Source organism: Kribbella sp. NPDC051586, assembly GCF_044453965.1.
Taxonomy (GTDB): domain Bacteria; phylum Actinomycetota; class Actinomycetes; order Propionibacteriales; family Kribbellaceae; genus Kribbella.
On record NZ_JBITDF010000002.1, the window covers coordinates 901,798 to 926,552 of the forward strand.

At 68.6% G+C, this 24,755-nt stretch carries 25 protein-coding genes; 8 read left to right on the plus strand and 17 right to left on the minus strand.

Annotated features, from left to right (window positions below):
• Positions 1-34 precede the first annotated feature (34 nt).
• The 9 genes from ACIA58_RS14665 to ACIA58_RS14705 form a co-directional block, all read right to left on the minus strand.
• The gene (locus ACIA58_RS14665; protein ID WP_396404149.1) at positions 35-1,288 is read right to left on the minus strand and encodes an alpha/beta fold hydrolase; all 1,254 of its coding nucleotides are present in this window, start codon (positions 1,286-1,288) and stop codon (positions 35-37) included.
• A gap of 20 nt (positions 1,289-1,308) precedes the next feature.
• Positions 1,309-2,133 (minus strand): ATP-binding cassette domain-containing protein, encoded by an 825-nt coding sequence (locus ACIA58_RS14670; RefSeq protein WP_396404150.1) that lies wholly within the window; start codon positions 2,131-2,133, stop codon positions 1,309-1,311.
• Entirely contained in the window at positions 2,130-2,933 is an 804-nt protein-coding gene (locus ACIA58_RS14675; protein WP_396404151.1) for an ABC transporter ATP-binding protein, read from the minus strand. Before ACIA58_RS14675 ends, ACIA58_RS14670 begins: the two co-directional genes overlap by 4 nt.
• Positions 2,930-3,913 (minus strand): ABC transporter permease, encoded by a 984-nt coding sequence (locus tag ACIA58_RS14680; protein ID WP_396404152.1) that lies wholly within the window; start codon positions 3,911-3,913, stop codon positions 2,930-2,932. The genes ACIA58_RS14675 and ACIA58_RS14680 overlap by 4 nt, the downstream gene beginning before the upstream one ends.
• Positions 3,910-4,866: an ABC transporter permease gene (locus ACIA58_RS14685; RefSeq protein ID WP_396404153.1), complete on the minus strand. Its 957-nt coding sequence runs from the start codon at positions 4,864-4,866 to the stop codon at positions 3,910-3,912. Before ACIA58_RS14685 ends, ACIA58_RS14680 begins: the two co-directional genes overlap by 4 nt.
• Positions 4,863-6,557, minus strand: a complete 1,695-nt coding sequence (locus ACIA58_RS14690; RefSeq protein ID WP_396404154.1) for an ABC transporter substrate-binding protein — start codon at positions 6,555-6,557, stop codon at positions 4,863-4,865. The genes ACIA58_RS14685 and ACIA58_RS14690 overlap by 4 nt, the downstream gene beginning before the upstream one ends.
• Entirely contained in the window at positions 6,557-8,407 is a 1,851-nt protein-coding gene (locus ACIA58_RS14695) for a glycoside hydrolase family 127 protein (protein ID WP_396404155.1), read from the minus strand. The genes ACIA58_RS14690 and ACIA58_RS14695 overlap by 1 nt, the downstream gene beginning before the upstream one ends.
• 121 nt (positions 8,408-8,528) lie before the next feature.
• The gene (locus tag ACIA58_RS14700; RefSeq protein ID WP_396404156.1) at positions 8,529-11,066 is read right to left on the minus strand and encodes a polynucleotide kinase-phosphatase; all 2,538 of its coding nucleotides are present in this window, start codon (positions 11,064-11,066) and stop codon (positions 8,529-8,531) included.
• Complete coding sequence (locus tag ACIA58_RS14705; RefSeq protein WP_396404157.1) at positions 11,063-12,481, minus strand: 3' terminal RNA ribose 2'-O-methyltransferase Hen1; 1,419 nt, start codon at positions 12,479-12,481, stop codon at positions 11,063-11,065. Before ACIA58_RS14705 ends, ACIA58_RS14700 begins: the two co-directional genes overlap by 4 nt.
• Before the next feature lie 217 nt (positions 12,482-12,698).
• Between ACIA58_RS14705 and ACIA58_RS14710 the strand changes: the two genes are divergently transcribed.
• Positions 12,699-13,025: a hypothetical protein gene (locus ACIA58_RS14710; RefSeq protein WP_396404158.1), complete on the plus strand. Its 327-nt coding sequence runs from the start codon at positions 12,699-12,701 to the stop codon at positions 13,023-13,025.
• A 26-nt stretch (positions 13,026-13,051) separates the two neighbouring features.
• Here the strand turns inward: ACIA58_RS14710 and folE are convergent, their stop codons facing one another.
• On the minus strand, positions 13,052-13,663 hold the full coding sequence (folE, locus tag ACIA58_RS14715; RefSeq protein ID WP_396404159.1) for a GTP cyclohydrolase I FolE: 612 nt from the start codon (positions 13,661-13,663) through the stop codon (positions 13,052-13,054).
• A 76-nt stretch (positions 13,664-13,739) separates the two neighbouring features.
• Here folE and ACIA58_RS14720 point away from each other — a divergent pair, with 76 nt between their 5' ends.
• Entirely contained in the window at positions 13,740-14,426 is a 687-nt protein-coding gene (locus ACIA58_RS14720) for a helix-turn-helix transcriptional regulator (protein WP_396404160.1), read from the plus strand.
• Positions 14,413-14,901: a Cys-tRNA(Pro) deacylase gene (gene ybaK / locus ACIA58_RS14725; RefSeq protein WP_396404161.1), complete on the plus strand. Its 489-nt coding sequence runs from the start codon at positions 14,413-14,415 to the stop codon at positions 14,899-14,901. The genes ACIA58_RS14720 and ybaK overlap by 14 nt, the downstream gene beginning before the upstream one ends.
• Here ybaK and ACIA58_RS14730 read toward each other — a convergent pair.
• From ACIA58_RS14730 to ACIA58_RS14745, 4 genes are read right to left on the minus strand one after another with little or no spacing between them, the layout of a single operon-like run.
• A complete protein-coding gene (locus ACIA58_RS14730) occupies positions 14,888-16,189 on the minus strand; it encodes a glycoside hydrolase family 32 protein (RefSeq protein WP_396404162.1) in 1,302 nt (433 codons plus the stop codon). The two genes, ybaK and ACIA58_RS14730, sit on opposite strands and share 14 nt — an antisense overlap.
• Complete coding sequence (locus ACIA58_RS14735; RefSeq protein ID WP_396404163.1) at positions 16,189-16,980, minus strand: ATP-binding cassette domain-containing protein; 792 nt, start codon at positions 16,978-16,980, stop codon at positions 16,189-16,191. Before ACIA58_RS14735 ends, ACIA58_RS14730 begins: the two co-directional genes overlap by 1 nt.
• A complete protein-coding gene (locus ACIA58_RS14740) occupies positions 16,977-17,963 on the minus strand; it encodes an ABC transporter permease (protein ID WP_396404164.1) in 987 nt (328 codons plus the stop codon). Before ACIA58_RS14740 ends, ACIA58_RS14735 begins: the two co-directional genes overlap by 4 nt.
• A gap of 3 nt (positions 17,964-17,966) precedes the next feature.
• Positions 17,967-18,965, minus strand: coding sequence for a substrate-binding domain-containing protein (locus ACIA58_RS14745; protein ID WP_396404165.1), 999 nt, complete (start codon positions 18,963-18,965; stop codon positions 17,967-17,969).
• Positions 18,966-19,118: 153 nt separating this feature from the next.
• Here ACIA58_RS14745 and ACIA58_RS14750 point away from each other — a divergent pair, with 153 nt between their 5' ends.
• Entirely contained in the window at positions 19,119-20,117 is a 999-nt protein-coding gene (locus ACIA58_RS14750) for a LacI family DNA-binding transcriptional regulator (RefSeq protein ID WP_396404166.1), read from the plus strand.
• Here the strand turns inward: ACIA58_RS14750 and ACIA58_RS14755 are convergent.
• From ACIA58_RS14755 to ACIA58_RS14765, 3 genes are all read right to left on the minus strand, one after another.
• Positions 20,107-20,310 carry a hypothetical protein gene (locus ACIA58_RS14755; protein WP_396404167.1) on the minus strand — a complete coding sequence of 68 codons (204 nt, stop codon included), beginning with the start codon at positions 20,308-20,310 and terminating at the stop codon, positions 20,107-20,109. The genes ACIA58_RS14750 and ACIA58_RS14755 overlap by 11 nt on opposite strands.
• On the minus strand, positions 20,310-20,999 hold the full coding sequence (locus ACIA58_RS14760; RefSeq protein WP_396404168.1) for an alkaline phosphatase family protein: 690 nt from the start codon (positions 20,997-20,999) through the stop codon (positions 20,310-20,312). Before ACIA58_RS14760 ends, ACIA58_RS14755 begins: the two co-directional genes overlap by 1 nt.
• 230 nt (positions 21,000-21,229) lie before the next feature.
• Positions 21,230-22,309 carry a 3-deoxy-7-phosphoheptulonate synthase gene (locus ACIA58_RS14765; protein ID WP_396404169.1) on the minus strand — a complete coding sequence of 360 codons (1,080 nt, stop codon included), beginning with the start codon at positions 22,307-22,309 and terminating at the stop codon, positions 21,230-21,232.
• A gap of 208 nt (positions 22,310-22,517) precedes the next feature.
• Between ACIA58_RS14765 and ACIA58_RS14770 the strand changes: the two genes are divergently transcribed.
• The 4 genes from ACIA58_RS14770 to crcB all read left to right on the plus strand — a co-directional run bounded on the left by ACIA58_RS14770 (position 22,518) and on the right by crcB (position 24,751).
• Positions 22,518-23,033: a GNAT family N-acetyltransferase gene (locus tag ACIA58_RS14770; RefSeq protein WP_396404170.1), complete on the plus strand. Its 516-nt coding sequence runs from the start codon at positions 22,518-22,520 to the stop codon at positions 23,031-23,033.
• A 431-nt stretch (positions 23,034-23,464) separates the two neighbouring features.
• The gene (locus ACIA58_RS14775) at positions 23,465-24,013 is read left to right on the plus strand and encodes a histidine phosphatase family protein (protein ID WP_396404171.1); all 549 of its coding nucleotides are present in this window, start codon (positions 23,465-23,467) and stop codon (positions 24,011-24,013) included.
• Positions 24,003-24,389: a CrcB family protein gene (locus ACIA58_RS14780; protein WP_396404172.1), complete on the plus strand. Its 387-nt coding sequence runs from the start codon at positions 24,003-24,005 to the stop codon at positions 24,387-24,389. The genes ACIA58_RS14775 and ACIA58_RS14780 overlap by 11 nt, the downstream gene beginning before the upstream one ends.
• Positions 24,386-24,751 (plus strand): fluoride efflux transporter CrcB, encoded by a 366-nt coding sequence (gene crcB, locus ACIA58_RS14785; RefSeq protein ID WP_396404173.1) that lies wholly within the window; start codon positions 24,386-24,388, stop codon positions 24,749-24,751. Before ACIA58_RS14780 ends, crcB begins: the two co-directional genes overlap by 4 nt.
• Positions 24,752-24,755 lie beyond the last annotated feature (4 nt).

Consider the following 24,755-nt stretch of genomic DNA (forward strand, 5'->3'; position numbering starts at 1 on the left):
CCCAGGGTCGCCGCCTATTGTGAATCACCCGTCGTCAGTGAGCTGGGATGCCACCCCCGACGGACGCGACCAGCTCGGTGAGCCGCTCGAACACGCGGTCCGACCCGAGGCCGTCGTGCTCGTACTCGTTCGTCACCCAGGCCTGCAGGTTCCCGACCCGGCCGGCGGTGTCGAGTTGCAGTCCGGAGTCGACGTACATGTCGTCGAAGTAGACCGCCGCAGCCACCGGTACGTCGTTCGCGGCGAGCCGCGCGAGGTCGTACAGCTCGGGCCACCGCGGCCGCTGGGCCATGATCTCGACCGCGCCCTGGAACGGCCGCAGTCCACGGATCTCGGCGAACATCCAGGGGTACATCATCTCGCCGGTGAACAGCAGCGGCCGTGCGTCCTCGGCGAACTCCGGGCGCCGCGCCCGCTCCGCCTCGGCCGCCCAACCGGTCGCGCCCTCGCCGGATCCGTAGATGCTCTCCTGCAGCGCCGCGAACAACGGGTTCCCGAGGTACGACGACGAGCCGAGCGCCTGCCCGAGGAAGGTGCTCGACAGTTCGTCACCGTCGAACGCCTCGTCGATCAGCCAATGGATCCGCTCGTACCCGGGCTTCATCCCGAAGTCGATCCCGAGCGACTGGAACCGTCGAACCGTCAGCTGGTCACCGTCCGGGAGCCGTACGTCGTCCGCCGCCAGCCGGTCGGCGATCGCGCCGACCCGATCCACGTTGTGCGGGTACCGCCGGTAGAACTCGCGGTTCTTCGCCTCGACGCGTGGATAGGTACGCCGGTACACCTCGGCCGCCGACGGATCGATCGAGGCCAGCCCACCGGTCACGTAGCACGCGGTCAGACCCTCGGGTGCCTTGGACAGATAGGTAAGGGTCAGGAATCCGCCGTAGCTCTGGCCGAGCGTCGACCACGGCTTGCCGCCGAAGACCGTCTTCCGCAGGTGCTCGGCGTCCGCGATGATCGAATCCGCCCGGAAACAGGCGAGGTGGTCGGCGCCTTCCTCGGCCGACATCGACGCGATCCGCCGCCCCGTGACCGGCGTACTGCGGCCGGTGCCGCGCTGGTCCATCAGTACGACCCGGTACTTCTTCAGCGCCTGCCCGATCCATCCCGCCGCCGCGACCGGCCGCGGCCCCTTCCCACCTGGCCCGCCCTGCAGGAACAGCAAGCAAGGCAGGTCCTCGTCCCGCCGCGTCGGGTCGACCAACTCACGTGCGAACACCGTGATCGACTCCCCAGGATTCATCCAGTCCAAGGGCACCGAAACGGTGTGCTCACGTACGTGCATTCCAGGAATCGTGTAGCTGATCACCGAGCCTCCTTCTGCTTGCGTCTTGCATCCCACTCCGGGTTGATCCGCGGTACGGCGGCCAGCAGCGTCTTCGTGTACTCGTCCTGGGGATCGCTGAACACCTGATCGCGCGAGCCCACCTCCACGATCCTGCCTCTGTTCATCACGGCCACGCGCTGGGAGATCTGCCGAACCACGGCCAGGTCGTGCGCGATGAAGATGTAGCTGAACCCGCTCTCCCGCTGGAGCCGCATCAGCAGCTCCAGCACCTGCGCCTGGATCGACACGTCGAGCGCGGACACGGCCTCGTCGCAGATCACCAGCTTCGGGGACACCGCGAGCGCGCGGGCGATGCCGATCCGCTGCGCCTGCCCGCCGGAGAACTGCGCCGGGTACCGCCGGTAGTGATCCGGATTCAGCCCGACCCGCTCCATCAACTCCTGTGCGAACGCCCGCCGCCCGCCGTCCGGCGCGATCCCCTGGTAGGCGAGCGGCGCGGTGATGATCCGCTCGACGGTGTAGCGCGGGTTCAGCGACGAGAACGGGTCCTGGAACACGACCTGCACATTGTTCCGGAACGACGCGAGATCCTTGCCCTGGGCCCGCGTCACGTCCTGCCCGTCGAACACCACCGATCCTTCGGTCGGCTCCAGCAACCGCGCCGCGATCCGCGCGGTGGTCGACTTCCCGCTGCCCGACTCCCCCACGATCGCGAGCGTTTCGCCGAGCTCGACCTCGAAGCTCACGTCGTCGACGGCGGTGAACGTGGTCCTGCGCGCCATCGCGCCTTCGCCGCGGGTGACGAACTGCTTCGTCACGCCGCGGATCTGCAGCAAAGTCATGTGGTTACCTCGTCGTCGATCCTGGGTACGGCGTCCAGCAGCATCCGCGTGTACTCGTGCCGCGGCGCCGAGAACACCTGCTCCGCCGACCCGTACTCGACCGGATCGCCCTCGCGCATCACCAGCACCCGCTGCGCGATCGAGCTGATCACGGCCAGGTCGTGGGTGATGAAGATCATCCCGGTGCCGGTCGTCGACTGCAGTTCGGCGAGGAGCTCGAGGATCTGTGCCTGCACGGTCACGTCGAGCGCCGTCGTCGGCTCGTCCGCGATCAGCACCGACGGCGAACAGCACAACGCCATCGCGATCATGACTCGTTGCCGTTGGCCACCGGAGAACTGGTGCGGGTAGTGATCGACCCGCCGGCCCGGATCGGGAATGCCGACCCGTTCCAGTGCCTCGATCGCCACCTGCTTCGCCGCGCGGCGCGATCCGCCCCGATGGGTCTGGTACATCTCCGAGATCTGCAGACCGACGGTGTAGTAGGGATTCAGCGACGACAGCGGATCCTGGAACACCATCGAGATCGCGTTCCCGCGGACGGTTCTGAGGTCCCGGTCCGACTTGCCGAGCAACTCCGTGCCGTCGAGCCGGACACTCCCGGACGTCTGCGCACCGCGCGGCAGCAGACCGAGGACGGCGAGCGCGGTCATCGACTTGCCCGAGCCGGACTCGCCGACGATGCCGAGCGTGTCGTCCCGGCCGACCGTGAACGACACGTTCTTCACCACGTCGACCGGTCCGCGACCGGTCGGCAGCGTGACGGTCAGATCGTCGACAACGAACAATTCGTCGCTCATGACGACACCACCCGCACCCGTGGATCCAGCGCGGTGTACAGCAGGTCGACCACAACGTTGCCAATGACAACGAAGAACGCGGCCAGCAGGGTCACCGCCATGATCACCGGCTGGTCGTTCTTGGCGATCGAGTCGGCTGCCATCTTGCCGATCCCGTTCAGCCCGAACACGGTCTCGGTGATCAGCGCGCCGCCGAGCAGCCCGGCGAAGTCCATCCCGAAGATCGTGGTGATCGGCGTCAACGCCGGCCGCAGCGCGTGCCGGCGCATGATCAGCGAGCCGCTCAGTCCCTTGGCCCGCGCGGTCCGGAAGTAGTTCTCCGACAACGTGTCGATGACGTTGCTCCGGGTCAATCGCGCGTACAGACAGGCGTAGCCGACCGCGAGCACCACCCACGGCATCAGGTACGACTCGAACCAGAGCACCGGGTTGTCGCCGAAGGGCACCGCCGACGGGAACGGCAGGACCTTCAGCTTCACCACGAGCACGTACTGCAGCAGCAGCGCGAGCACGTAGTTCGGCACGCTCACACCGCCGAGCGCGAGCGCCATCGCGGTTCGGTCCCACCACGTGCCTTGCTTGACGGCGCTGACGAGACCACCGATGACACCGGCGAGCAGCCACAGTACGGCGGCCCCCACCGCGACCGTGACGCTGACGGGCAGGCGCGCGGTGATCATGCTCCACACCGACTCGTTGGTCTGGAAGCTGTAGCCGAGACACGGCGCCGGGCAGTGCACCGAGCCGTACTGACGGCCGGCGAAGATGCCGTGCAGGAACTCCCAGAACTGGGTCAGGATCGGCTGGTTCAGCCCGAGCACGTCGCGGATCGAGTTGATCCGGTCCGGCGTACAGGTCTTGCCGCAGATCATCACCGCGGGGTCCGGCGACAGCTTGAAGAAGATCAGGTACGTGAACAGGCAGACGGCCAGCAGGATCAGTACGACGCTGCCGAGCCGGCCCAGGATGTAGCGCGTCATGCCGCCTCTCCTTGGTCGATCAGCGTGCGGATCTTGTCGCCGAGGACGGTCAGCGAGAGGACGGTGAGGAACAGGAACGCGCCCGGGATCGCGAAGAACATCGGGTCGACCGAGTACCAGCTCACCGAGCTCGCGATCATCTGGCCCCACGACGCGGTCGGCGGCGAGACGCCGACGCCAAGGAAGGACAGGCCGGCCTCGGTGCCGATGAAGCCCGGGATCGCCAGCGTGGTCATCACCACGATCGAGCCACGCAGGTTCGGCAGGATCTCCCGGAACACCACCTGGGTGTCCTTGGCGCCGGACGCCCGCGCCGCCTCGACGAACTCACGGTTGGCCAGCGTCATCGTCTGCCCGCGGATCACCCGGGCCAGGTACGGCCAGCCGAACACGCTGATCACCACGACCAGCAGCACTGGCCGGTTGCCCGACGGCAGCGACGACAGGATCGCGATCATGAAGATCAGCGCCGGGAACGCCATCAGGAAGTCCATCAGCCGCGAGATCACCTGGTCGATCCAGCCGCGGTAGAACCCGGCCAGCATGCCGAGCACCACGCCGAGGACGCCGGTCAGCAGGGTGGCCGACAGCGAGATCGTGATCGACACGCGCGCGCCGTACACGATCCGCGCGAACAGGTCGCGGCCGTTCTGCGGCTCGACCCCGAACCAGTGCGATCCGCTGATCCCGCCGAGCGAACCGCGCGGCAGACCGCCGAGGTCGGAGTTGATCGCGGCCGAGTCGAACTGGTACGGCCCCCACCCGCTGAGCTTGGTGATCAGCGGGGCGGCCACTGCCATCAGGACCACGATCGCCAGGAACACCAGGCAGGCCAGCGCGCCCTTGTCCCGGGTGATCGTGGTCAGGATCCGCCGGCCCGAGGTGGGGGGACCGCCGGCCGCGACCGGGGTCCCCACCTCCTCGACTTCGATCAGTGCCGGGGTCGTCGTCACTTCCCGCTGTCCTTGAGACCGACCGACACCAGGTCGATGCCGCCGGAGAAGCCGTCGTGCAGGTAGGCCCCGCCGATGTTGCTGCCGACAAGCATCAGCACCTTCTCGTACAGCAGCGGCACGATCGGCGCGAGCGCCATGATCTGCTTGTCCAGCTCGCCGTAGGCCGCGTTCGCCGCCTGGACGTCGGTCATCTTGGCGATCTCGTCGATCTTGGCGTTCACGCCCGGGTCGTTCAGCTGGGACAGGTTCGTGTTGCCCTTCGAGGTGATGTTGCGGCCGTCGAACAGCGGCGGCAGGAACGTCTGGCCCGACGGCCAGTCCGGGCACCAGCCGGTGATCGCCGCGTCGTGCTGCTGCGACGTCGTGCCGATCACCTCGTAGTACGTCGCGGTGTCGATGGTGTTGATCTTCACGGTGATCTTCAGCGGCGCGAGCGCCTGCTGGATCGCGACCGCCATCGCCTGCATCTTCGGCTGCGCCCGGGTGTCGAGCGTCATCGTGAAACCGTTGGCCAGACCGGCCTCGGTCAGCAGCTTGCGGGCGCTGTCGGCGTCACCCTTGTTGTCGGGGCTCGGGTACGGGTCGTAGTCCATCCGGCCGGCGATCGTCGGCGGCTGGATGGTGTTCCCGATCTCGGCGAGCGCCGATCCGCCGTCGGCGTCGCGGACGGTCTGCTTGTTCACCGCGAGATTGATCGCCTGCCGGACCTTCACGTTGTCCAGCGGCTTCTTCGTGGTATTCAGGCCCATGTACGTCGTACAGCCGTTGATGCCGGTCATCGTGCGCTGCTTCAGCTGCGGGGTCTGCATCCGGGCCACGGTGGCGGCCTGGACGGTACCGGCGATCGCGTCGGCGTCGGTGCCCTGCCCGGCGAGCATCCGCTCGTCGATCGTGGCGGGGTCGAGGCCGAACGTCCACTGGAAGGCATCGGGGTTCGCGGTCCGGACGCTGTCGGTCTTCTTGTCCCACTTGTCGTTGCGGACGAGCTTGAGCGAGGCGCCCGGCTTGTAGTCGGCGAGCTTGTACGGACCGGAGGAGATCGGCTTGCTGTCCAGCTGGTTGCCCGCGCCCTGGCCCTTCGGCACCGGGGTGAACGTGTTCTGCGCGACGACACTGCCGAAGTCCGCGAACGGCTTCTTCAGGTGGAAGACGATCGTCTTCGCGTCCGGCGTCGCGATAGTCGCCAGGTCACCCGACTTGTACGGGCCCTGGTACGACGCGGGCGCCTCGATCAGCTGCTTCGCGTACGGCGAGCCGATGCCGAGCTCGGGGTCCCAGGCGCGCTCCACTCCCCACTTCACGTCGGCGCTGGTGATCGGCGCACCGGTCTCGAAGAACACGCCGTCCTTCAGCGTGAAGGTCCAGGTCTTGCCGCCGTCGGTCGGCTTACCGGTGTCGGTGGCCAGGTCCGGCACGATCTTGGTGCCTTCGGCCCCCGGTGCGGCGCCCTGGGTGGTCAGCGTCCGGTAGATCAACCGGTAGAAGTTGTTGACGCCGCCGTCGAAACCGCGCGCCGGGTCGAGGTGCGAGAAGGCCGCGTTCGCGAGCACCTGCAGGGTGCCGCCTTGTTCGGCCTTGGCGCCCGGACCGGCCGATTGGCCACTGGTCCCGGACGTGCCGCCACCGCACGCGCTGAGGGTGAGCGCGGCGGTGGCCACCAGCCCCACGAGCATTGGAGTTCTCTTCATCAGCCTTCTCTTTCGGTTCGCAGCCACACACGCATGGCCAGGGCCTGACGGTTTCCCCACAGGAAGTACGGGACGAACGTCGCCGGCACTTCTTGGACGGCGGATTCACTGCTTGCTTCGGTGATGACGGGATAGAGCTCGGCCGGTGGCACCGGGGCGACGCCGGCGGTCAGCTCGAGCACGAGGTGGTCGTCGCGCTGCCGTGCAATCGCCGTGCTGACAGCGCCCGGCTTCAGCAGCAGGTCGTCGACCGGTGCGTCCACATCTTGTTGCTCGACGCAATAGACCAGCGGGCCGCGGGTCACTGCGATCGCACCACGCGTCGCGTCCAGGTACGGATGCGACCCATGGGCTCTCGGCGCCATCGGCAACGTCAGTCGGACGACGTCGCCGGGAACGAAGGTGCGGCGGACGGCAACCCACCCGTCGTCCGCCGACGCCGGCGCCTCGTCCTCGGCCCCGGGCCGGACGAGCGTCGCCTCGGTCGCCCAGGCGGGGATCCGGAGCGCGATCGTGCGTTCCTCGGCCGGCGCGTTCTCGACCGTGAGGGTGATCTCGCCGTCCCACGGGTAGTTGGTGGAGACGCTGATTGCCAGGTCGCCGGCGGTGATGCGCGCGTCGGCGTACACCCCGACGTACAGGATGTCGTCGCGGGCAACGGCCACGTGGTCCTGGAGCTCGGACATCCAGCGGACGATGTTCGGCGGGCAGCACGGGCAGCCGAACCACGCCCGCCGCAACAGCTCGCCACCGTCCTCGGCACCGGATCGTTGCGCGTGATCCGGCCGCCGCTGCAGCGGGTTGTCGTAGAAGAACGCCGTACCGTCGGCCGAAAGCCCTACGGCGTAAGCGTTGTAGAGCACGGTCTCGTAGACGTCGAGGTACGACGCCTTGCCGGTCGCGGCGAACATCCGCCAGGCCCACTGCATCGTCGCGATCGCCGCACAGGTCTCGGCGTACGCACGCTCGGAGGGCAGCTCGTACCGGTCGCCGATCGCCTCGTCGGAGTGCCGGCTGCCGAGCCCGCCGGTGAGGTACAGCTTGGTCGCGACCATGTCGTCCCAGAGCCGCTCGAGTGCCGTCAGCAAGGTCGTGTCGCCGGTCTCCAGGTACACGTCCGTCGCGCCGGCGGCCAGGTAGGCCATCCGTACGGCGTGCCCGATGACCGAGGGCAGCTCGCGGAACGGCACGTGGTCCTGGAAGTACTCACCCGGGAAGATCGTGTGCTTGAGCTTTCCCTGGCCGCGGCGATCGACGAACAGGCGCGCCTGGGTCAGGTAGTCCTGGTCGCCGGTTTCTCGATAAAGCTCGACGAGCGCCATCTCGACCTCGGGATGACCGTCGATCGCTTCCTCGCCGCGCTCGCCGTACCGGTGCACGACGAGGTCCGCGAACCTGCGCGCGACGGTCAGCAGGCGGTCGTCGTCCAGCTGACGGTTCGCGGCGACGGCGGCCTGGATCAGGTGGCCGAGGTTGTAGAGCTCGTGTCCCCAGCCGAGGTCGGACCACGGTTGCTTGGGTTGGTCGGGGTCCTGGAAGTACGAGTTCAGGTAGCCGTCCCCGGCCTGCGCCTGCTCGAGCAGTACGACGACCTCGTCGAAGAACTCCCGCGCGCCGGCCGGGGCGTCGTCGCGGGCGACCTCGTACGCGAGGCCCTCGAGCGTCTTGTACAGATCGGTGTCCAGGAACGGGTACCGCCCGCGGTACGGCCCGACCGAAGGGTCGGCGAGCCGCCGGAGGTTCTCCAGGTTCCCCGCCTTCCGCAACTCCGCGATGACATGCGGAATCGTCGCGTCCCGGTTCCGCTGCTGCCAGGTGCGCAGCAGTCCACCGGTCAGCTCTACGCTCACCTCAGTACCGTGTGACATTGCACTGACCTTAAGTGCAATGTCACACCTTGCCAAGAGAGAACGGCAGACGTTTACATGCCGGAAACCATCGACCCCGGCGGCCGGCCCGATCCGCGGCGAGTCAGAGGCGGGGGTCGATCGGCTCCGATTCCAGGGCCAGGACGGCGAAGGTGCATTCGTGGATGCGCCAGAGGGGCTCGGCTCGGGCTGCGCGGTCCAGGGACTCCAGGCCCAGGGCATACTCCCGGAGGGCGAGGGAGCGCTTGTGGCCCAGGTTGCGGTCGCGGAGGCGGGTGAAGTTGGCGGGGTCGGTGTAGTCGGGGCCGTAGATCAGGCGCAGGTACTCCTGCCCGCGCACCTTCAGCCCGGGCTGTGCGAGGCCCTTCGGGGTGCGGGTCAGGTTCGCGGCCGGCTTCACCACCATGCCCTCGCCCTGCCCCTCTCCCCCAGCACCCGTCAGCTCCTCCCACCAAGCGATCCCGTCGTCCCAGTTGTCCGCGTCGACGAACAGCCGCCGGGTCGGCGTGATCAGCTCCGGGCCCTCGGCAACCATCCGGTCCGCGACACCCAGGTGCCAGGCATGCGGGCGGTCCTGGTACGTCGTGCCCTCGGACGCGAGCACCTGGAACGGCGCCAACCGCACGCCGTCGAGCCCGTCTGTCGGCCAGCAGTACCGCCGGTACGCGTCGGTGAACTTCGCGGCGTTCGCGGTACGGCTCTCCATCGTCGCCAGCAGATCACCGACATCCAGCCCGGCGGCAACAGCCGACCGGAGCGCGGCGGTTGCTGCGGGCAACGACGTACGAGCGGCCGCGCCGACGGCGGCGTACTGGTTCCGGAGGAGGTCTTCGGCCTTGGCGCTCCACGGCAGCAGCTCGGCGTCGAGCAGCAACCAGGGCGTGTCGAGCTCCTCGAAGACACCGGCGGCGGAGGCCACGGCGCGCAGCCGGAGCAGGAGCTCGTCGGTCAGGTCCGGCTCGAAGAACGATCGTCCGGTGCGCGTGTGGATCGCGCCCCGGCCCGCGAGACCGAACCGCTTCTCCGCAACGTCGTCGTCCCGGGTGAGCAGTACGACGGCACGCGAGCCCATGTGCTTCTCCTCGCACACCAGCTCGGTCACACCCTGCGCCCGGTACGTCTCGAACGCCTGCCGCGGGTGCTCCAGCAGTCCAGGCTCCGGTGAGGTCGCGACCGGGCTCATCGTCGGCGGCAGGTACAACAGGAACCGCGGATCGATGGCGAACCTGCTCATCACCTCGAGCGCCGCACCGGCCTGCTCGGCGCGGATGCTGAGTCGCCCGTGTGTCGCGGTCTCGATCACCCGCCGACCGGTCACGTCGGTCAGCTCGAGTACGTCGGGCTCGCGCGTCGGTGCCGTTGCCACGTGCAACGGTTTGGCCGGTGCGTAGTACTCCTCGGCGGCCCGGATCGACACCAGCTCGCGCTCCGGGTAGCGCAGCGCGGTCAGGGATCCACCGAAGACGCAGCCCGTGTCGAGGCAGATCGTGTTGTTGATCCACTCCGGCTCGGGCGTCGGCGTGTGACCGTAGACGACCGTCGCGCGGCCGCGGTAGTCGTTCGCCCACGGGTACCGCACGGGCAGGCCGAACTCGTCGGTCTCCCCCGTCGTCTCGCCGTACAGGCAGAACGAGCGGACCCGGCCGGAGGCGCGGCCGTGCATGCGCTCGACCAGGCCGGCGTGGGAGACGACGAGCTTGCCGCCGTCGAACACGTAGTGCGAGATCAGCCCGTCGATGAACGCTTCGACCTCGTCGCGGAACTCCTGCGGCTCCAGCGCGAGCTGCTCGAGCGTCGTCTCGAGGCCGTGGCTGATCTTGACGTTCTTCCCGCGCAGAGCGCGGAGCAGCTTGTCCTCGTGGTTGCCGGGCACGCAGTACGCGTGGCCGTTGGCAACCATTCCCATCACCAGGCGCAGTACGCCGGGTGAGTCAGGGCCGCGGTCGACAAGGTCGCCGACGAACACCGCGCGGCGGTCCGCGTGGTCTGCATCGACAGGTCGGCCGGCGTCGTCGCGGGTCAGTGTGTAGCCGAGCTCCGTGAGCAGCTGCTCGAGCTCGGGACGGCAGCCGTGGACGTCGCCGATGACGTCGAACGGGCCGGTCTGGTCCCTGAGGTCGTTGAACAGCCGCGTGCGCCCGATGCTGAGGGCATCGATCTCGTCGACGTCGGAGAGCACGTGGACGGTGCGGAAGCCTTCGCGCTTCAGGCTGCGCAGACCGCGCTTCAGCTGCGAGCGCTGGCGGGTGATCACCTTCGCGCCGAACGTCCGGTCGGCGCGCTGCTCGGTGCGCTCGATGCAGACGCGCTCCGGTGGGTCCAGCACGATCGCCACCGGCAGTACGTCGTGCTCGCGGGCGAGGTTGACGAGCTCCTTGCGCGCGTCGGGCTGCACGTTGGTCGCGTCGATGACGGTCAGCCGACCGGCCGCGAGCCGCTTGCCGGCGATGAAGTTGAGGACCTCGAAGGCGTCCTTGGTGGCGGCCTGATCGTTCTCGTCGTCCGACACGAGCCCACGGCAGAAGTCGCTCGAAATCACCTCTGTCGGCAGGAAGTGCTTGCGGGCAAAGGTGGACTTGCCGGAGCCGCTCGCTCCCACCAGCACGACGAGACACAGGCTTGGAATCTCCAGCTCGCTCATCGCGCCACCTCCGCTTCGGCGGGGGTGCCGAGGGTGAACAGGGCCAGCTGGGTCGGTGGGCCGACGGCGGGGTCGACCGGGCCTACGGGCCGGAACTCGACTGCATAGCCGTAGCGGGCGGCTGCCTCGTGACACCAGGTCTCGAACTCTGGGCGGGTCCACTCGAAGCGGTGGTCGGGGTGGCGGAAGTTGCCCGCGGGGAGGGAGGGGAAGCGCACGTTGTACTCGCTGTTCGGGGTGGTCATGACGACTGCGGCCGGGCGGGCTGTGCGGAAGACCGAGTAAGCCAGCGCGGGCAGGCGTGGTGGGTCGACGTGCTCGACAACCTCCATCAGCACGACCGCGTCCAGCCCGGCCAGCCGCTCGTCGGAGTACGTGACCGACGACTGCAGGAACCGGAGCCGGTCCCGCTGCCGATCGGGCAGGTCGTCGTAGTGCAGCCTCCGTTTGGCCCGGATCAAAGCCCGCGCGGATACGTCCGTCGCGATCAGCTCGCCGATCATCGGGTCCTTCAGCAGCTCGCCGACGAGTGCGCCCTCGCCGCAGCCGATGTCAGCGATCCGGCGCGCGCCCAGCTCACGCAGTACGCCGGCCACCACGTCACGGCGCTCGACCGCGAGAGACACCGAACCCTCGTCGGACGACTCCTCGGCCAGTTCCTCGCCATCGACTTCCACCAGGCGCTCCAGCGCCGCATCGGCCAGATACCGACGGTGAGCGAGGTAGCGGCGCGAGATCAGGTCCTTCTCCGGATGCGCCGCGAGCCACCCCTCGCCGGCCCGCACCAGCTTGTCCACCTCGTCCGAGCCGACCCAGTAGTGCTTGGCGTCGTCCAGCACGGGCAGCATCACATACAGGTGATTGAGCGCGTCGGCCAAGCGCAGTACGCCGGTCAGCCGCAGGTCGACGTACCGGGAGTCGCCCCAGGCCGGGAGCTCCGGGTCGAGCGGCACCGGGCGGGCGTCGACGGTCCAGCCGAGCGGCGCGAAGAACCGCTCGGCCAGATCGGACCCACCGTTGCACGGCAGCGCGGGCACGTGGATCTCGAGCGGGATCGGACGCGCGGCCAGCTCCGGCCGGGCGTCGCAGCGTCCGTTCATCGCGGTCCGGAACAGCTTGGCCAGCGCGACCGCGAGCAGGCTGGAAGCGGCGTACGGACGGTCGTTCACGTACTGCCCGAGCGTGAAGCCTTCCGCCGCCTTGCCGCGGCCGGAGCGGACCAGCCCGATCGGGTCGATCTCCAGCAGCACCGCGGCCGTGCAGCGCTCGTCGGTCGCCTCGGGATAGAAGACATGGGCCGATCCGCCGGTGACGTCGATCGCCTGCGGTCGCGCCGGGTTCTTGTGCAGAAGAAACCCGAAATCACGCGCGGGCGCGTCAATACCGGTCAGATCGGTGCCGAGGGTCAGGAACACTGCGCTATTCGATCACGGGTCGAGGACCGAGACACGCGGATCAGGGGCTGGCGTGTTCGCCCCTTTGGATCTAGCTTGTGTTGAGAAGATGAGTCGCTACAGACCGTCCTTCCCCGCTGACAGTCGGTAAATGTCCCCGGTTTGTGGCGAGAGCCCAAGCACGTGACTACGGGGAAAGGATCATGGCACCAATCTGTCGCCTCCCGGGGTGTCGCCCGTGAAACCCCAGACATTCGAACTCGTCCGCTACACCGACATCAGCGGGGTTTCCGGCACCGGCGTCGTCGCCGAAGGATGTGTCTTCACCGACGGCTCGGTCGCGCTCCGCTGGCACGGCCCGAACCCCTCCACGGCCGTCTGGCCGGACCTGGACTCCATCCTCGCCGTCCACGGCCACTGCGGCGCCACCGTCGTGCGCTGGCTGGACGTCTCCGAGATGGAGCCGGTGCCGGGCACCGACCTCCTGCCCGGCGAGCTCACGCACATCCTCGCCACCGGCCGCCGGACCCACCACCACCACCCGCCGGCCGTCGCGTCGGCCTGAAGGCGAGTTTCGACTGACCGCCCGGCCTACGGGGTGAGGCCGGTCAGCGCGAAGAACTCCTGCCGCGAACTGGGGTTGTCGCGGAGGATCCCCTGCAGCGACGACGTGACGGTGCGCGAACCGGTCGCCCGGACGCCGCGGAGCGACATGCACTGATGCTCGGCCTCGATCACCACGCCGACGCCCTTCGGCTGGAGGTGGTCCTGGAGCCAGTCCGCGACCTGCTTCGTCAGTCGCTCCTGCACCTGGAAGTCGCGGGCGAACAGCTCCACCACCCGGGCCAGCTTCGACAGCCCGAGGATGCGGTCGCCGGGCAGGTACCCGACGTGGGCGACGCCCTGGAACGGCAGCAGGTGGTGCTCGCACAGCGACTGCACCGGGATGTCCTTGGCCAGGACGAGCTCGTCGTACCCCTCGTCGTTCGGGAACGTGGTCAGCTCGAACTCGCGCGGCGTGAGCATCTCCGCGTACGCGTTCGCGACCCGGCGCGGGGTGTCCGCGAGGTGTGCGCTGTCCGGGTCCCGCCCGAGCGCGGTCAGCAGGTCCGCGACGGCACGCTGCGCGGCCGGAAGATCGATCTCCGCCCGCCGGGCGACGATGTGGAGGGGGACGGACTCGAGGTCGGCCGAGATCGCCATCTGCTCACTCCCTGAGGTCTCAACGAAATGCCACTATAACTGTTACATCAACCGAAGTTGTCGATAGAATCATCCCGTGGACACGTCGTGGGACACCGAGGTTCAAGCGGTTGCCGCCCTGGAGGAGCCGACCCGCCGCCGGCTCTACGAGTACGTCGTCGCCTCGCCGGACCCGGTCAGCCGGGACGAGGCCGCGGCCGAGCTCGGCATCCCCCGGACGACGGTCGCGTTCCATCTGGACCGGCTCACCGAGGAAGGCCTGCTCGACACCTGCTACGAGCGCCGCAGCGGACGCACCGGCCCCGGCGCCGGGCGGCCCGCGAAGCTGTACCACCGCTCCAACCGGGAGATCGAGATCAGCCTCCCCGAGCGCCAGTACGCCGTCGCCGGCCGCCTGCTCGCCGCCGCCGTCGAAGATGCCGAGGCGAGCGGTACGTCACCCCGTGAGGCGGTCAACCGCCGGGCCCGGGAGTACGGCGAAGCAATCGGCCGTGACGCCGGGGATCGCCCGGTGATCGAGATCCTGGCCTCGCACGGCTTCGAGCCGCGTGCGGACAAGGACGGCATCGCGCTGGTCAACTGCCCGTTCCAGCGCATCGCCCAGGAGCAGCCCCAGCTGGTCTGCGGCATGAACCTGCATCTGCTGGCCGGCATCGTCAGCACGCTCGACCTCCCGTACGAGGCCCGCCTGGACCCGTCGCCAGGTCACTGCTGCGTTCGGCTGGTGCCCGCGGGATTAAGCTCACCGGGTGGCGAAGAGTAAGCAGAGTCAGGGCACGCCGGCGACGGTGGCGCTGACGAAGGCGAAGGTCGAGTTCACGACGCACGCCTACGAGCACGACCCGGCGGCGAAGTCGTACGGGCTGGAGGCCGCCGAGGCGCTCGGGCTCGCACCGGAGCAGGTGTTCAAGACCTTGCTCGTCGAGGTCGACGGGAAGCTCGCGGTCGGCGTCGTACCGGTCGGCAAGCAGCTCGATCTGAAGGCGATCGCGGCCGCGGCCGGCGGGAAGAAGGCGGTGATGGCCGACCCGGCCGCCGCCGAACGCACCACCGGGTACGTCGTCGGCGGGATCAGCCCGATCGGCCAGAAGCGCGCCCTGCCCACCGTCGTCGACAGCACCGCCGTCGACCACCCGACGGTGTACGTGTCGGGCGGCCGGCGGGGCCTCGACATCGGCCTGTCCCCCGCGGACCTGATCACTGTGACCAAGGCCCGTACGGCGGCTATCGCCAGATAGAGCCGAGCTGATGGATCGTCAGCTCGTCCACGACCACTCGCCCGTCGGCGGAGAGTTCGAGCTCGGCCGGGCGAACGTTGTAGCTCTGGTAGACCGCGCCGTCGTTCCCGAACACGTCCAGCTGATCGCGGTCGACCAGCAGGTGCAGCTTGAGCTTCCCGCCGGTCAGTCGGAGCTTGGCCCCGTCGAGCGTTTGCTGTTGGACGTCGTACGTCACCTCACGGCCAACCTTCAGGGTGAACCGCGTCGCCTGGCTGACGTCGACCGTCGTCTCCAGCTCGTACGTGCTGCCGGCCGGGAGTTGTCGGGTGTTGTCGGCGATGGTCAGGTCTTTCCAGGTCGCAGAGCTTGTGCGCAGGGACGCGATCTCCGGGATCGGCGTGCTGAAGACGCGGAGGCCGTTGTCGGTCCGGTGCAAAGCGAGCTCCACCGGGAACGACGCGTTGCCGGTCCAGAGCGAGCCCTTGTTCTCGCCCTGCCACGCCATCGAGACGATCCGGCCGCCCGGGACGTTCTCGAAGGTCAGGCCCGCGTAGTACCCGGCGCCGGCGAAGGTCTCGGTCTGGTTCAGCCGCTCCGGTTCGCTCCAGTCCGAGTGGTACGCCGTACCGTCCCAGTCGCCGACGACGTACTTGCCGCTGCCGGCGTGCAGCACCCAGTGATAGCTGTCGGCGAGCGGCATCCGGATCAGGTTCGGGCATTCGAACAACCAGTCGGCCGCGTAGCGTGACGCGAACGTCCAGTCGAGAAGGTTGGTCGAGGTGTAGAAGTCGACGCCGTTGCCGCCCTCGTCGGACCACAGCACCATGCCCCACGTCTGCGAGACCGGGTCCCGGAACACCTTCGGGTCGCGGCTGGTGCCGCCCGGTGTGACGATCTTCTTGCCGTCGGCGTACGTCAGGAACTGGCTGCCGCCGTCGAGGCTGTAGAAGACGGTCACGCCGTTCGTGCCCGAGTAGACGAGGATCGGGTCGTGGTCGCCGTCCTTCAAGCCGCTGACGTTCTCGGCGTCGACGACTCCGCCGCCCGACCACAGGTCGCCCGGGTGCACGGCCGGGTCGAGGGCGATCGGCTGCTGGGTCCAGTGCACGAGGTCGGTGCTCGTCGCGTGACCCCAGTGCATCGTGTCCCAGACCAGGCTGTCCGGGGCGTGCTGGTAGTAGAGGTGGTACACCCCGCGGTAGTAGACCGGTCCGTTCACGTCGTTCATCCAGCCGCCGCGGCTGGAGAAGTGGAACTGGCCGCGGTTGTCTTCTTGGTAGTCGGTCTCCGGGTACGGGAACGTCATCAGGCCACCAGGTCGGGAGGAGCGTCAGGGTCGGCAGGGCGCAACGCGCCGGTCATCAATGACACCACCTGGCTCATCGACGCGTCCGTCGGGCTGACGACCGCGGCGCGGCGGCCGAGTCGGTGTACGTGGATGCGGTCGGCGATCTCGAACACCTGCGGCATGTCGTGACTGATCAGCACGACCGGCAGGCCGCGGTCGCGGATCCGGCGGATCAGGTCGAGCACCTGCCGCGACTCCTTCACGCCGAGGGCGGCGGTCGGCTCGTCCATGATGACGAGCCGGCTGCCGAACATCGCGGCCCGCGCGACCGCGACAGCCTGCCGCTGGCCACCGGACAACGTCTCGACGAGCTGACCGATGTGCTGCACAGTTTCGATGCCGAGGGCATCCAGTTGCTGCTGGGCCTGTTGCCGCATCGCAGTACGGTCGAGCAGGCGGAGCACGCTGCCGAGCGGTCCGGTACGGCGTACCTCGCGGCCGAGGAACAGGTTGGTCGCGATGTCCATCGCGGGCGCCAGCGCGAGGGTCTGGTGGACGGTCTCGATACCGGCGTGGCGGGCGTCCAGCGGTGAATGGAAGTGCGTTGGCCGGCCGTCGAGCAGGATCGTGCCCGCATCCGGGATCAGTGCGCCGGACAGGGCCTTGATCAGGCTGGACTTGCCGGCGCCGTTGTCACCGACCACGGCCAGCACCTCACCGGCGTACAGGTCGAAGTCGGCGCCGTCGATCGCGGTCACCCGGCCGTACCGTTTCACCAGGCCACGTGCTTGCAGGGCTGGTTCGCTCATCGCGACCTCCTCCGGACGATCTGGTCGAAGGCGACGGCGGCGATCACGAGGACACCGGTCGCCACGTCCTGGTACAGGCTGTCGATCCCGGCCTGCGTCAGCCCGCTTCGCAGTACGGCGACGATCAGTGCGCCGACGACCGTGCCGAGGACGCTGCCCCGTCCGCCGAACAGGCTGGTGCCGCCGATGACGACCGCGGTGATGCTGTCCAGGTTCCCGGTCTGGAACGCGTTCGGGTCCGCGTTCGGGATCCGGCCGAGCGCCTGCCAGGCAGCGAACGCGTAGATCACGCCGGCGATCAGATAGACGCTGAACCGGGTCCGGCCGACGTGGATGCCGGTCAGCCGGGCCGCCTCCGGATCGTTGCCCAGGGCATACACATGGCGTCCCCAGGCGGTCCGGGTGAGCGCGTACCAGGTGACCGCGAACATCACCACGGCCAGCGTCATGCCGTGCGTGACCTTGAGCTGGCCGAACAGGTAGCCGCCTTCGCCGAGGACACCGAGTACATCGTTGGTGACCGGAAACGAGTTGCCGCCGGAGTACAACCGGCCCGCCGCCAGCACAACGGTCAGCATGCCCAGCGTCACGATGAACGGCGGCAGATTGAGCAACGTCACCAGTCCGCCGGAGATGGCGCCCAGCCCCGCACAGACGGCGAACGCCACCACCAGCGCGACTCCGGACGGGCTTCCCTCACTCACCAAACGAGCAAGGACCATCGTCCCGAGCACCATGACCGCCGCATTCGCGAGATCGATCCCCCCGGTCAGCACGATCAACGTCTGCCCGAGAGCCAAGGTCGCAACCACCAGGGACTGCTGCATCACCAGCGAGACGTTGTCCACGGTGAGGAAGGTGGAGGTGGTCACCGAGAACACGATCACCGCGAGGATGAGCGCACCCAGCGGACCCAGTGCCGGGTTGTGGAGGAAGGCTTCCGCGGAACGGTTCCTCAGCGAGGAGGTGTGCGCGACGCTCATCGCTCAGCCCCAGCAGTTCTGGGCGCCCCAGGCGGTGTCCTTGGCGTCCATTCCTGCGACCGGCTTGTCGGTGATCAACTGAGCGCCGGTGTCGACGAATCCGGTCGGCTTCTTGCCGTTCTTCGCGAAGTCGACGACGGCGTCGACGCCCTGCTCGGCCATCTTCTTCGGGAACTGCATGACGGTCGCGAGGTACTTGCCGGCCTTCACGTCCGCCACGCCCTGGCAGCCGCCGTCGATGGAGCCCACGGCAACCTTCCCGGCCAGACCCTTCGCGCTCAGCGCCGCGACGGCGCCACGGGCCGCCGGTTCGTTCAGCGTGTAGACCGCGTTCACGGTCGAGTCCCGCTGCAGCAGGTTCTCCATCGCGGCCTGCGCCTTGTTCTGGTCGCCGTTGGTCGGCGCGGCGCCGAGGATCGCCGGATCGCCGTCCTTCAGTCCCATGCCCTGCAGGAAGCCACGGTGCCGCTGCTCGTCCACCGTCCCGCCGGGCGTGCCGTCCATCATCAGCAACTTCGGCGGTGTCGAGCCGAGCGTTGCCTTGATGTACTTGCCCTGCAGCTCGCCGGCCGTCGTGTTGTTCGTCGCGTACGTCGCGTCGACGGCGTCCTTCGGGTCGGTCTCGGTGTCGAGGGCGATCACCAGAACGCCCTTCTCCTTGGCCTGTTTGAGCGCGCCGAGGATTCCGGTCGAGTTGCTCGGCGTGATCATGATGCCCTTCACGCCTTGCTGCACGAGGTTCTCGATCGCGGCGACCTGGCCCTCGTTGTCGCCGTCGAACTTCCCGGCGACGGCGATCAGCTCGGCGCCCTTGTCCCGCGCATGTGCCTTGGCGGACTCGCGGAGCTTGACGAAGTACGGGTTGGTGTCGGTCTTGGTGACCAGCCCGATCTTGATCGGGCCGCCGCTGTCCGAGCTGTCGCCGCCGGACTTGGTCTTCGTGCACGCCGTCGTGCAGGCCAGCGTCGCGGCCAGCAGGATCACGGGGACGGTTCTTCTCACGGGGCTGCCCTCCCGGGAACGGATAGGCCCGGGCCACAGACCCGGGCGAAGGTCTGGGGAGCGAAGCTAGACCGCTTCAGCTGCCGTCCGCTGGCTTTGCGCAAAGCCTTGCGCAAAGTACGCAGAGCGATGACCATACGACGGATGGTCACGATGACCGAGGTCGCTCGCGCCGCCGGAGTCTCGGTGAGCACGGTCTCGCACGTCGTGAACGGCACCCGCCTGGTCGCGCCGAAGACCCGCGAACGGGTGCACCACGCGATGCGGATCCTCGGCTACGAGCACCACCCGACCGCGCGCTCGCTGGCGGCGGGCTCGAACCAGACCATCGGCCTGGCGATCACCGCGGCCTCCAACCCGTACTGGGTCGAGCTGATCCAGGGCATCGACGGCGAGGCCACCCGGGCCGGCCTCAACCTGATCATCGTGGACACCCGCGACGACGCCCGGCACGAGTCGGCCGCGGTCGCGAACCTGATCGCCCACCACATCGAGGGTCTGGTGATCGCACCGGCCGTCGGCTGGCGCGACATCACCCTGCCGCTGCTCCGCGACCATCCGATCCCGTACGTCCTCGTGGACCGGATCGACCCCGATCTCCGGGTGGACCAGGTCGGCGTCGAGAACGAGGCGGCGACCGCAGCGGTGATCGACCACCTGATCTCGCTCGGCCATACCCGGATCGGCATGCTGGCCGGTATGCAGGGGCTGTCGACGAGCAGCGAGCGCCTCCGCGGGTACCACCTCGCCCACCAGCGAGCCGGCCTTGCGGTCGATCCCGAGCTCGTGGTCGACGGCGCCTCGACGGGTGACGGCGGCCGCCGGGCCGCCCTGGAGTTGCTCGAACTTCGCTCGCGCCCGACCGCGGTGTTTGCCGCCAACAACAACATGACCATCGGCGCGCTGGCCGCATTCCGGGTAGCCGGCGTGAAGGTGCCGCGCGATATCGCCGTCACCGCCTTCGACGACTTCGCCTGGGCGGATCTGTTCAGTCCCGGACTGACCACCGTCGCGCAGCCGTCGGCCGCGATCGGCGCGCGTGCGGTCCAGTTGCTGCTACGACGGATGAACGATCCCGGTGCACCTCCGCAGGCAGTCCGGCTGCCTGCGGAGATCATGCACCGGGAGTCGTGCGGCTGCGTCAGCCGGTGACACCGGGCTTCCCGGCCTCGAGATGACCCGACAGGCGACGGCGGTACGTCGCGACCGCGGTCGGCGACTGGCTCGGGCTCTTGCCGGCGGGCAGGTGATGCACGTCGAGGTGGGACGGCGCGGCGAGTTCTCCGCCGTACGGGTAGATGGCGAAGTGGGCCGACTGGGATCCATGGTTGCTCAGGGCCAACATCAGCTTGCCGTTGGCAACCGAACCGGAAACCGACGGCTCGTAGGCAATGCGCGGGCCGGGCGGCGGCCGGGCTCCTGCATCGGCATCGCCTGGTCGGCGGGCGGTGCGGGGTGCCAACGGGTGATCGGCGCCGGCACCGCGCGGGGCTGGTCGACCGGCGGCTGACGGTACGTGCGGTCGAAGTCGAACGTCGACGTCAGGTCACCGCAGGCGGTCCGGCGCCAGGTGCTGATGTTCGGCTCGCGGACACCGGTCCACAGCTCGAGGAACCGCAGTACCGAGGTGTGGTCGAAGTACCCGTCGTTCTCGTCGAAGTTGATCAGCAGCACAGCGACTCCGGCTCGGACCGGTACATCGCCTTGCGGAAGAGCTTCTGGTCCTTGGCCGGCAGTTTCTCGACGGCCGCGTCGAGCTGCTTCAGGGCGTCGGCGCGCTCGGCTCCGGTCTTCGCGAAGAGCCTGTCGTAGAACTCCTCCCGTCCAGTCGTAGCCGGCGTGGTTGTAGTCGTACGCCGCGTTGGTCACCGCGCGCTGCGTCGTACCGGGCTCGTAGCCGGTGGTGCCGGACCACAGGTAGTTGCGGTTCGGGTTCGTCGAGCCGTTGACCGAGCAGTGGTACGCGTCGCAGATCGTGAACGTCTCGGCGAGCTCGTACTGCAGCGGGATGTCGCGGCGCTCGTAGTGGGTCATGGTGGCGGCCGTCTTGGCCTGTACCCAGTCGTCGTTCCAGCCGCGCGCAGACCAGGCGCCGGGAGATCCCGGTCACGGGGCCTCCCGGCCTGGACCGAGGACCGGCGCGACGAGGGAAGGCTGGGAGTCACAGCCCCATGGCCCGCCGCGACGGAGTCACGGCATCAACACAGTCATGGTTCGGACCCTAGGGTCGGTCCGTAGCCACTGTGAGACCTGTGGATGAACAGCTATCCGTGTCGAACGATTGCTGCGTCGCGCAGCTTCTCCAGGGTCTGCACGGTCGTCTCCCAGCCCATGCAGGCGTCGGTGATCGACTGCCCGTAGGTCAGTTCCCGGGTCGGGTCGAGGTCCTGGCGACCCTCCTGCAGGAACGACTCGAGCATGACGCCGACGATCGCCTCGTTCCCCGCCGCGACCTGCGCGCCGATCTCCTCGGCCACCACCGGCTGACGGCGGTGGTCCTTGCGGCTGTTGCCGTGGCTCGCGTCGATCACGACGCGCTCGGGCAGGCCGGCCTTGCGCAGGAGCTCGACGGCGCCGCCGACGGACTCGGCGTCGTAGTTCGGTCCGCTGTCGGAGCCACGCAGTACCAGGTGGCAGTCCGGGTTGCCGCGGGTGTGCAGGATCGCGGGCGCGCCGTCGTGGTCGATACCGGTGAACACATGCGGTACGGCGGCGGCCTTGATCGCGTCGACCGCGGTGGCGATCGAGCCGTCGGGGCGGTTCTTCATCCCGATCGGCATCGAGAGGCCGGACGACAGCTGGCGGTGCACCTGGCTCTCGACGGTCCGTGCGCCGATCGCGCCCCAGCCGACGGTGTCGGCGATGTACTGCGGGGTGATCGGGTCGAGGAACTCACAGCCGGCCGGGAGACCGAGCTCGGTGACCTGGACGAGGAGCTGACGAGCGATCCGCAGACCGCGGTTCACGTCGCCGGAGCCGTCGAGGCCCGGGTCGTTGATCAGGCCCTTCCAGCCGAGGGTGGAGCGCGGCTTCTCGAAGTACACGCGCATCGCGATCAAGAGTCCGTCGGAGAGGCGCTCGGCCACCGGTCGGAGTCGTTCGGCGTACTCGAGGGCCGCCTTGGCGTCGTGCACCGAACACGGGCCGACGACGACGAGCAGACGGTCGTCGACCCCGTTGAGCACGTCGGCGACCGCCTGGCGGCCGTCGGCGACGGTGCGGGCGAGCTCGTCGCTCAACGGGAACTCGTCGTGCAGGGCCAGCGGCGTGACCAGCGGGACGGTCTTCTCGATCCGGCGATCGACCACCGAGGTCTGCTCGGTCGGTTTGGGAAGGGTGTTCATCGTGGGGGACCTTTCTGCCGGTCCGCTCGCGTTGCAGCGCACGCAGCCGGCTGAGGAACGAGAAAAGCCAAGGACGGAGGTCCTTGGCTTCGGGCCGGCTGTGGTGTTTGCGGTCGGGCGTCAGCGATCGGCTGAGCTGCCCGGCACCAGAGCCGGCCACTCAAAAAATCGCCAATAGCTGCGCTTCACGTCGACGACAATAGCACCCGTGAACATCCGTACCGCCCATCGAGACGAACTACCGACCCTCCGGGACCTGGAGACAGCCGCCGGCGTGCTGTTCCGCGACATCGGCATGACAGACGTCGCGGACCACCCGCCGCCCGCGCTGGAGGCGTTCGAGGAGTACCGCGAGTCGGGTCGGCTGTGGGTGTCGGCCGACGACGCGGACCGGCCGACCGGATTCGTCCTGGTGGAGCTCGTGGACGGCGCGGCGCACATCGAGCAGATCAGCGTTCACCCTGAACACCAGGGCCGTGGGATCGGGCGCCAGCTGATCGAGCACGTCGAGCGGTGGGCGGCCGGGCAAGGGATGCCGGCGTTGACACTCAGCACGTTTCGCAGCGTGCCGTGGAACGGGCCGTACTACGCGCGGCTCGGATTCTCGGAGCTGGCAGGCGAGGACCTGACCCCGGGGCTGGTCAAGATCCAGGCAGCGGAAACGGCGTTCGGGCTGGACCCGGCCGAGCGGATCTTCATGCGGCGGGCGGTTGCTGATCAGTAACCGGAAGCGGTGCGGGCTCGTTGAGGGCTGCAAGACCGGCTAGACGACGGGGAGTGCAGCAGGTGGTGAGGCCGCGGACCTTTGAGTTGGTTCGGTATCGGGATCCGAGTGGGGTTTCGGGGACCGGAGTGGTGGCTGAGGGTTGTGAGTTCAGCGACGGATCGGTGGCACTGCGATGGCGCGGTGACAACCCGGCCACGGCTGTCTGGCCTGACCTGGACTCGGTGCTCGCGGTGCACGGGCACCAAGGCGCCACCGAGGTCCGGTGGGTCGAGGGCCAGAGTCCGTCGGCCCCCCGCGCAGGCCTCGACAACTTGTTCGACGAACTCCACCAGGTGCGGCCCCCGTCGTCGCTCACCGATCCGCTTCCGCCGCCGCCCGGCCACGCACGTGGATGGGCAGGGGCCCGGCACCTGAGGTAGAACGTGGCCGTGACGCAGATCTACCTGGTCCGGCACGGCGAGCCGGATTACGAGCCGATCGACTCCCGCGGCTGGCCGGGAATCGCGGCTGCCTCCGCCCCGCTCAGTGCCGTCGGGATGAAACAGGCCGAGGAGCTCGCCGACCTGCTCGGCGGCATCCGCGCGACGTACCTGGTCAGCTCGCCGTTCACCCGCGCCCTGCACAGCGCCGCGATCATCGGCCATCGGCTCGCCCTCGGCGTCAAGGTCGACTACGACCTGCGCGACTGGCTGCCGGACGAAACCGGCCGGTGGGGCAGCATCGCCGACCTCCACGCCGCACAGGCCGAGTTCGAGGCGTACGACGGGGAATGGCCGGAAGGCATCCACCGACCCTGGGAGCCACTGTCCCGGGTCCGGGAGCGGGCCCGCGCCGCCCTCGCCCGGCACACCGCCAGCACCGACGGGCCGGTCCTCGCGATCACCCATGCGACGGTGATCCGGGCGCTGACCGGAGAGAAGGAGACGGCGCACGGCGGCCACGAGTACTACCGCTACGATCCGGCGAATGACAGCTGAGCCCGGTCTGCCGCGCATCATCGGCGCGGTTGCGCTGGGTGGTGTGATCGGCTCGCTGGCTCGGTACGGAATCGCCGTAGCGATGCCGCACGGACCGGCGGGCTTCCCCTGGGCGACGTTCGTCGCCAACGTGCTGGGCTGTTTCGCGATCGGAGTGCTGCTCGCGCGTTTGACTCCGCGGCACCATCCGCTGCTGCGGCCGTTCCTCGGCACCGGCATCCTCGGCGGCTTCACGACGTTCTCGACCTTCGCCGTCGACACCGAGAAGTTGCTGCACGTGCAGATGGTTGTTGCATTCGTCTACTTCTTCGGCACGATCGCCGCAGCGTTGGCAGCGGCAACGATCGGCGAACTGGTCGGCGGGCGGACGCGATGAACGTCCTGCTCGTCGCGCTCGGCGCCGCGGTCGGTGCGCCGCTCAGATTCCTGGTGGACAAGCACATGGTCGCGCGGTTGTTGCTCGGTGCCCGGATCGAGACCCCGTTGCCGTGGGGAACCTTCGCCGTCAACATCCTCGGCAGTTTTCTGCTCGGGTTGCTGACCGGCGTCGGCAATCACACGATCGCTTTGCTCGTCGGTGTCGGGTTCTGCGGCGCGTTCACGACGTACAGCACGTTCGCGGCCGAGACGACGGCACTGGCCGGTTCCGGACATCGTGGCAAGGCGTTGCTCAACGTCGTGCTGAACCTGGGTACCGGACTGGCCATGGCCATTCTCGGAGCGTGGCTGAGCAAGTGACTCA

What these genes read in the sequence shown, in the direction of transcription:
- ACIA58_RS14760 (WP_396404168.1), bottom strand. Translation starts at nt 20,999, where the DNA reads ATGACCCACTACGAGCGCCGCGACATCCCGCTGCAGTACGAGCTCGCC.
- ACIA58_RS14750 (WP_396404166.1), top strand. Translation starts at nt 19,119, where the DNA reads ATGACCGAGGTCGCTCGCGCCGCCGGAGTCTCGGTGAGCACGGTCTCG.
- ACIA58_RS14680 (WP_396404152.1), bottom strand. Translation starts at nt 3,913, where the DNA reads ATGACGCGCTACATCCTGGGCCGGCTCGGCAGCGTCGTACTGATCCTG.
- ACIA58_RS14670 (WP_396404150.1), bottom strand. Translation starts at nt 2,133, where the DNA reads ATGACTTTGCTGCAGATCCGCGGCGTGACGAAGCAGTTCGTCACCCGC.
- folE (WP_396404159.1), bottom strand. Translation starts at nt 13,663, where the DNA reads ATGGCGATCTCGGCCGACCTCGAGTCCGTCCCCCTCCACATCGTCGCC.
- ACIA58_RS14735 (WP_396404163.1), bottom strand. Translation starts at nt 16,980, where the DNA reads ATGAGCGAACCAGCCCTGCAAGCACGTGGCCTGGTGAAACGGTACGGC.
- ACIA58_RS14665 (WP_396404149.1), bottom strand. Translation starts at nt 1,288, where the DNA reads ATGCACGTACGTGAGCACACCGTTTCGGTGCCCTTGGACTGGATGAAT.
- ACIA58_RS14740 (WP_396404164.1), bottom strand. Translation starts at nt 17,963, where the DNA reads ATGAGCGTCGCGCACACCTCCTCGCTGAGGAACCGTTCCGCGGAAGCC.
- ACIA58_RS14780 (WP_396404172.1), top strand. Translation starts at nt 24,003, where the DNA reads ATGACAGCTGAGCCCGGTCTGCCGCGCATCATCGGCGCGGTTGCGCTG.
- ACIA58_RS14765 (WP_396404169.1), bottom strand. Translation starts at nt 22,309, where the DNA reads ATGAACACCCTTCCCAAACCGACCGAGCAGACCTCGGTGGTCGATCGC.
- crcB (WP_396404173.1), top strand. Translation starts at nt 24,386, where the DNA reads ATGAACGTCCTGCTCGTCGCGCTCGGCGCCGCGGTCGGTGCGCCGCTC.
- ACIA58_RS14690 (WP_396404154.1), bottom strand. Translation starts at nt 6,557, where the DNA reads ATGAAGAGAACTCCAATGCTCGTGGGGCTGGTGGCCACCGCCGCGCTC.
- ACIA58_RS14675 (WP_396404151.1), bottom strand. Translation starts at nt 2,933, where the DNA reads ATGAGCGACGAATTGTTCGTTGTCGACGATCTGACCGTCACGCTGCCG.
- ACIA58_RS14755 (WP_396404167.1), bottom strand. Translation starts at nt 20,310, where the DNA reads ATGTTGGCCCTGAGCAACCATGGATCCCAGTCGGCCCACTTCGCCATC.
- ACIA58_RS14700 (WP_396404156.1), bottom strand. Translation starts at nt 11,066, where the DNA reads ATGAGCGAGCTGGAGATTCCAAGCCTGTGTCTCGTCGTGCTGGTGGGA.
- ACIA58_RS14730 (WP_396404162.1), bottom strand. Translation starts at nt 16,189, where the DNA reads ATGACGTTCCCGTACCCGGAGACCGACTACCAAGAAGACAACCGCGGC.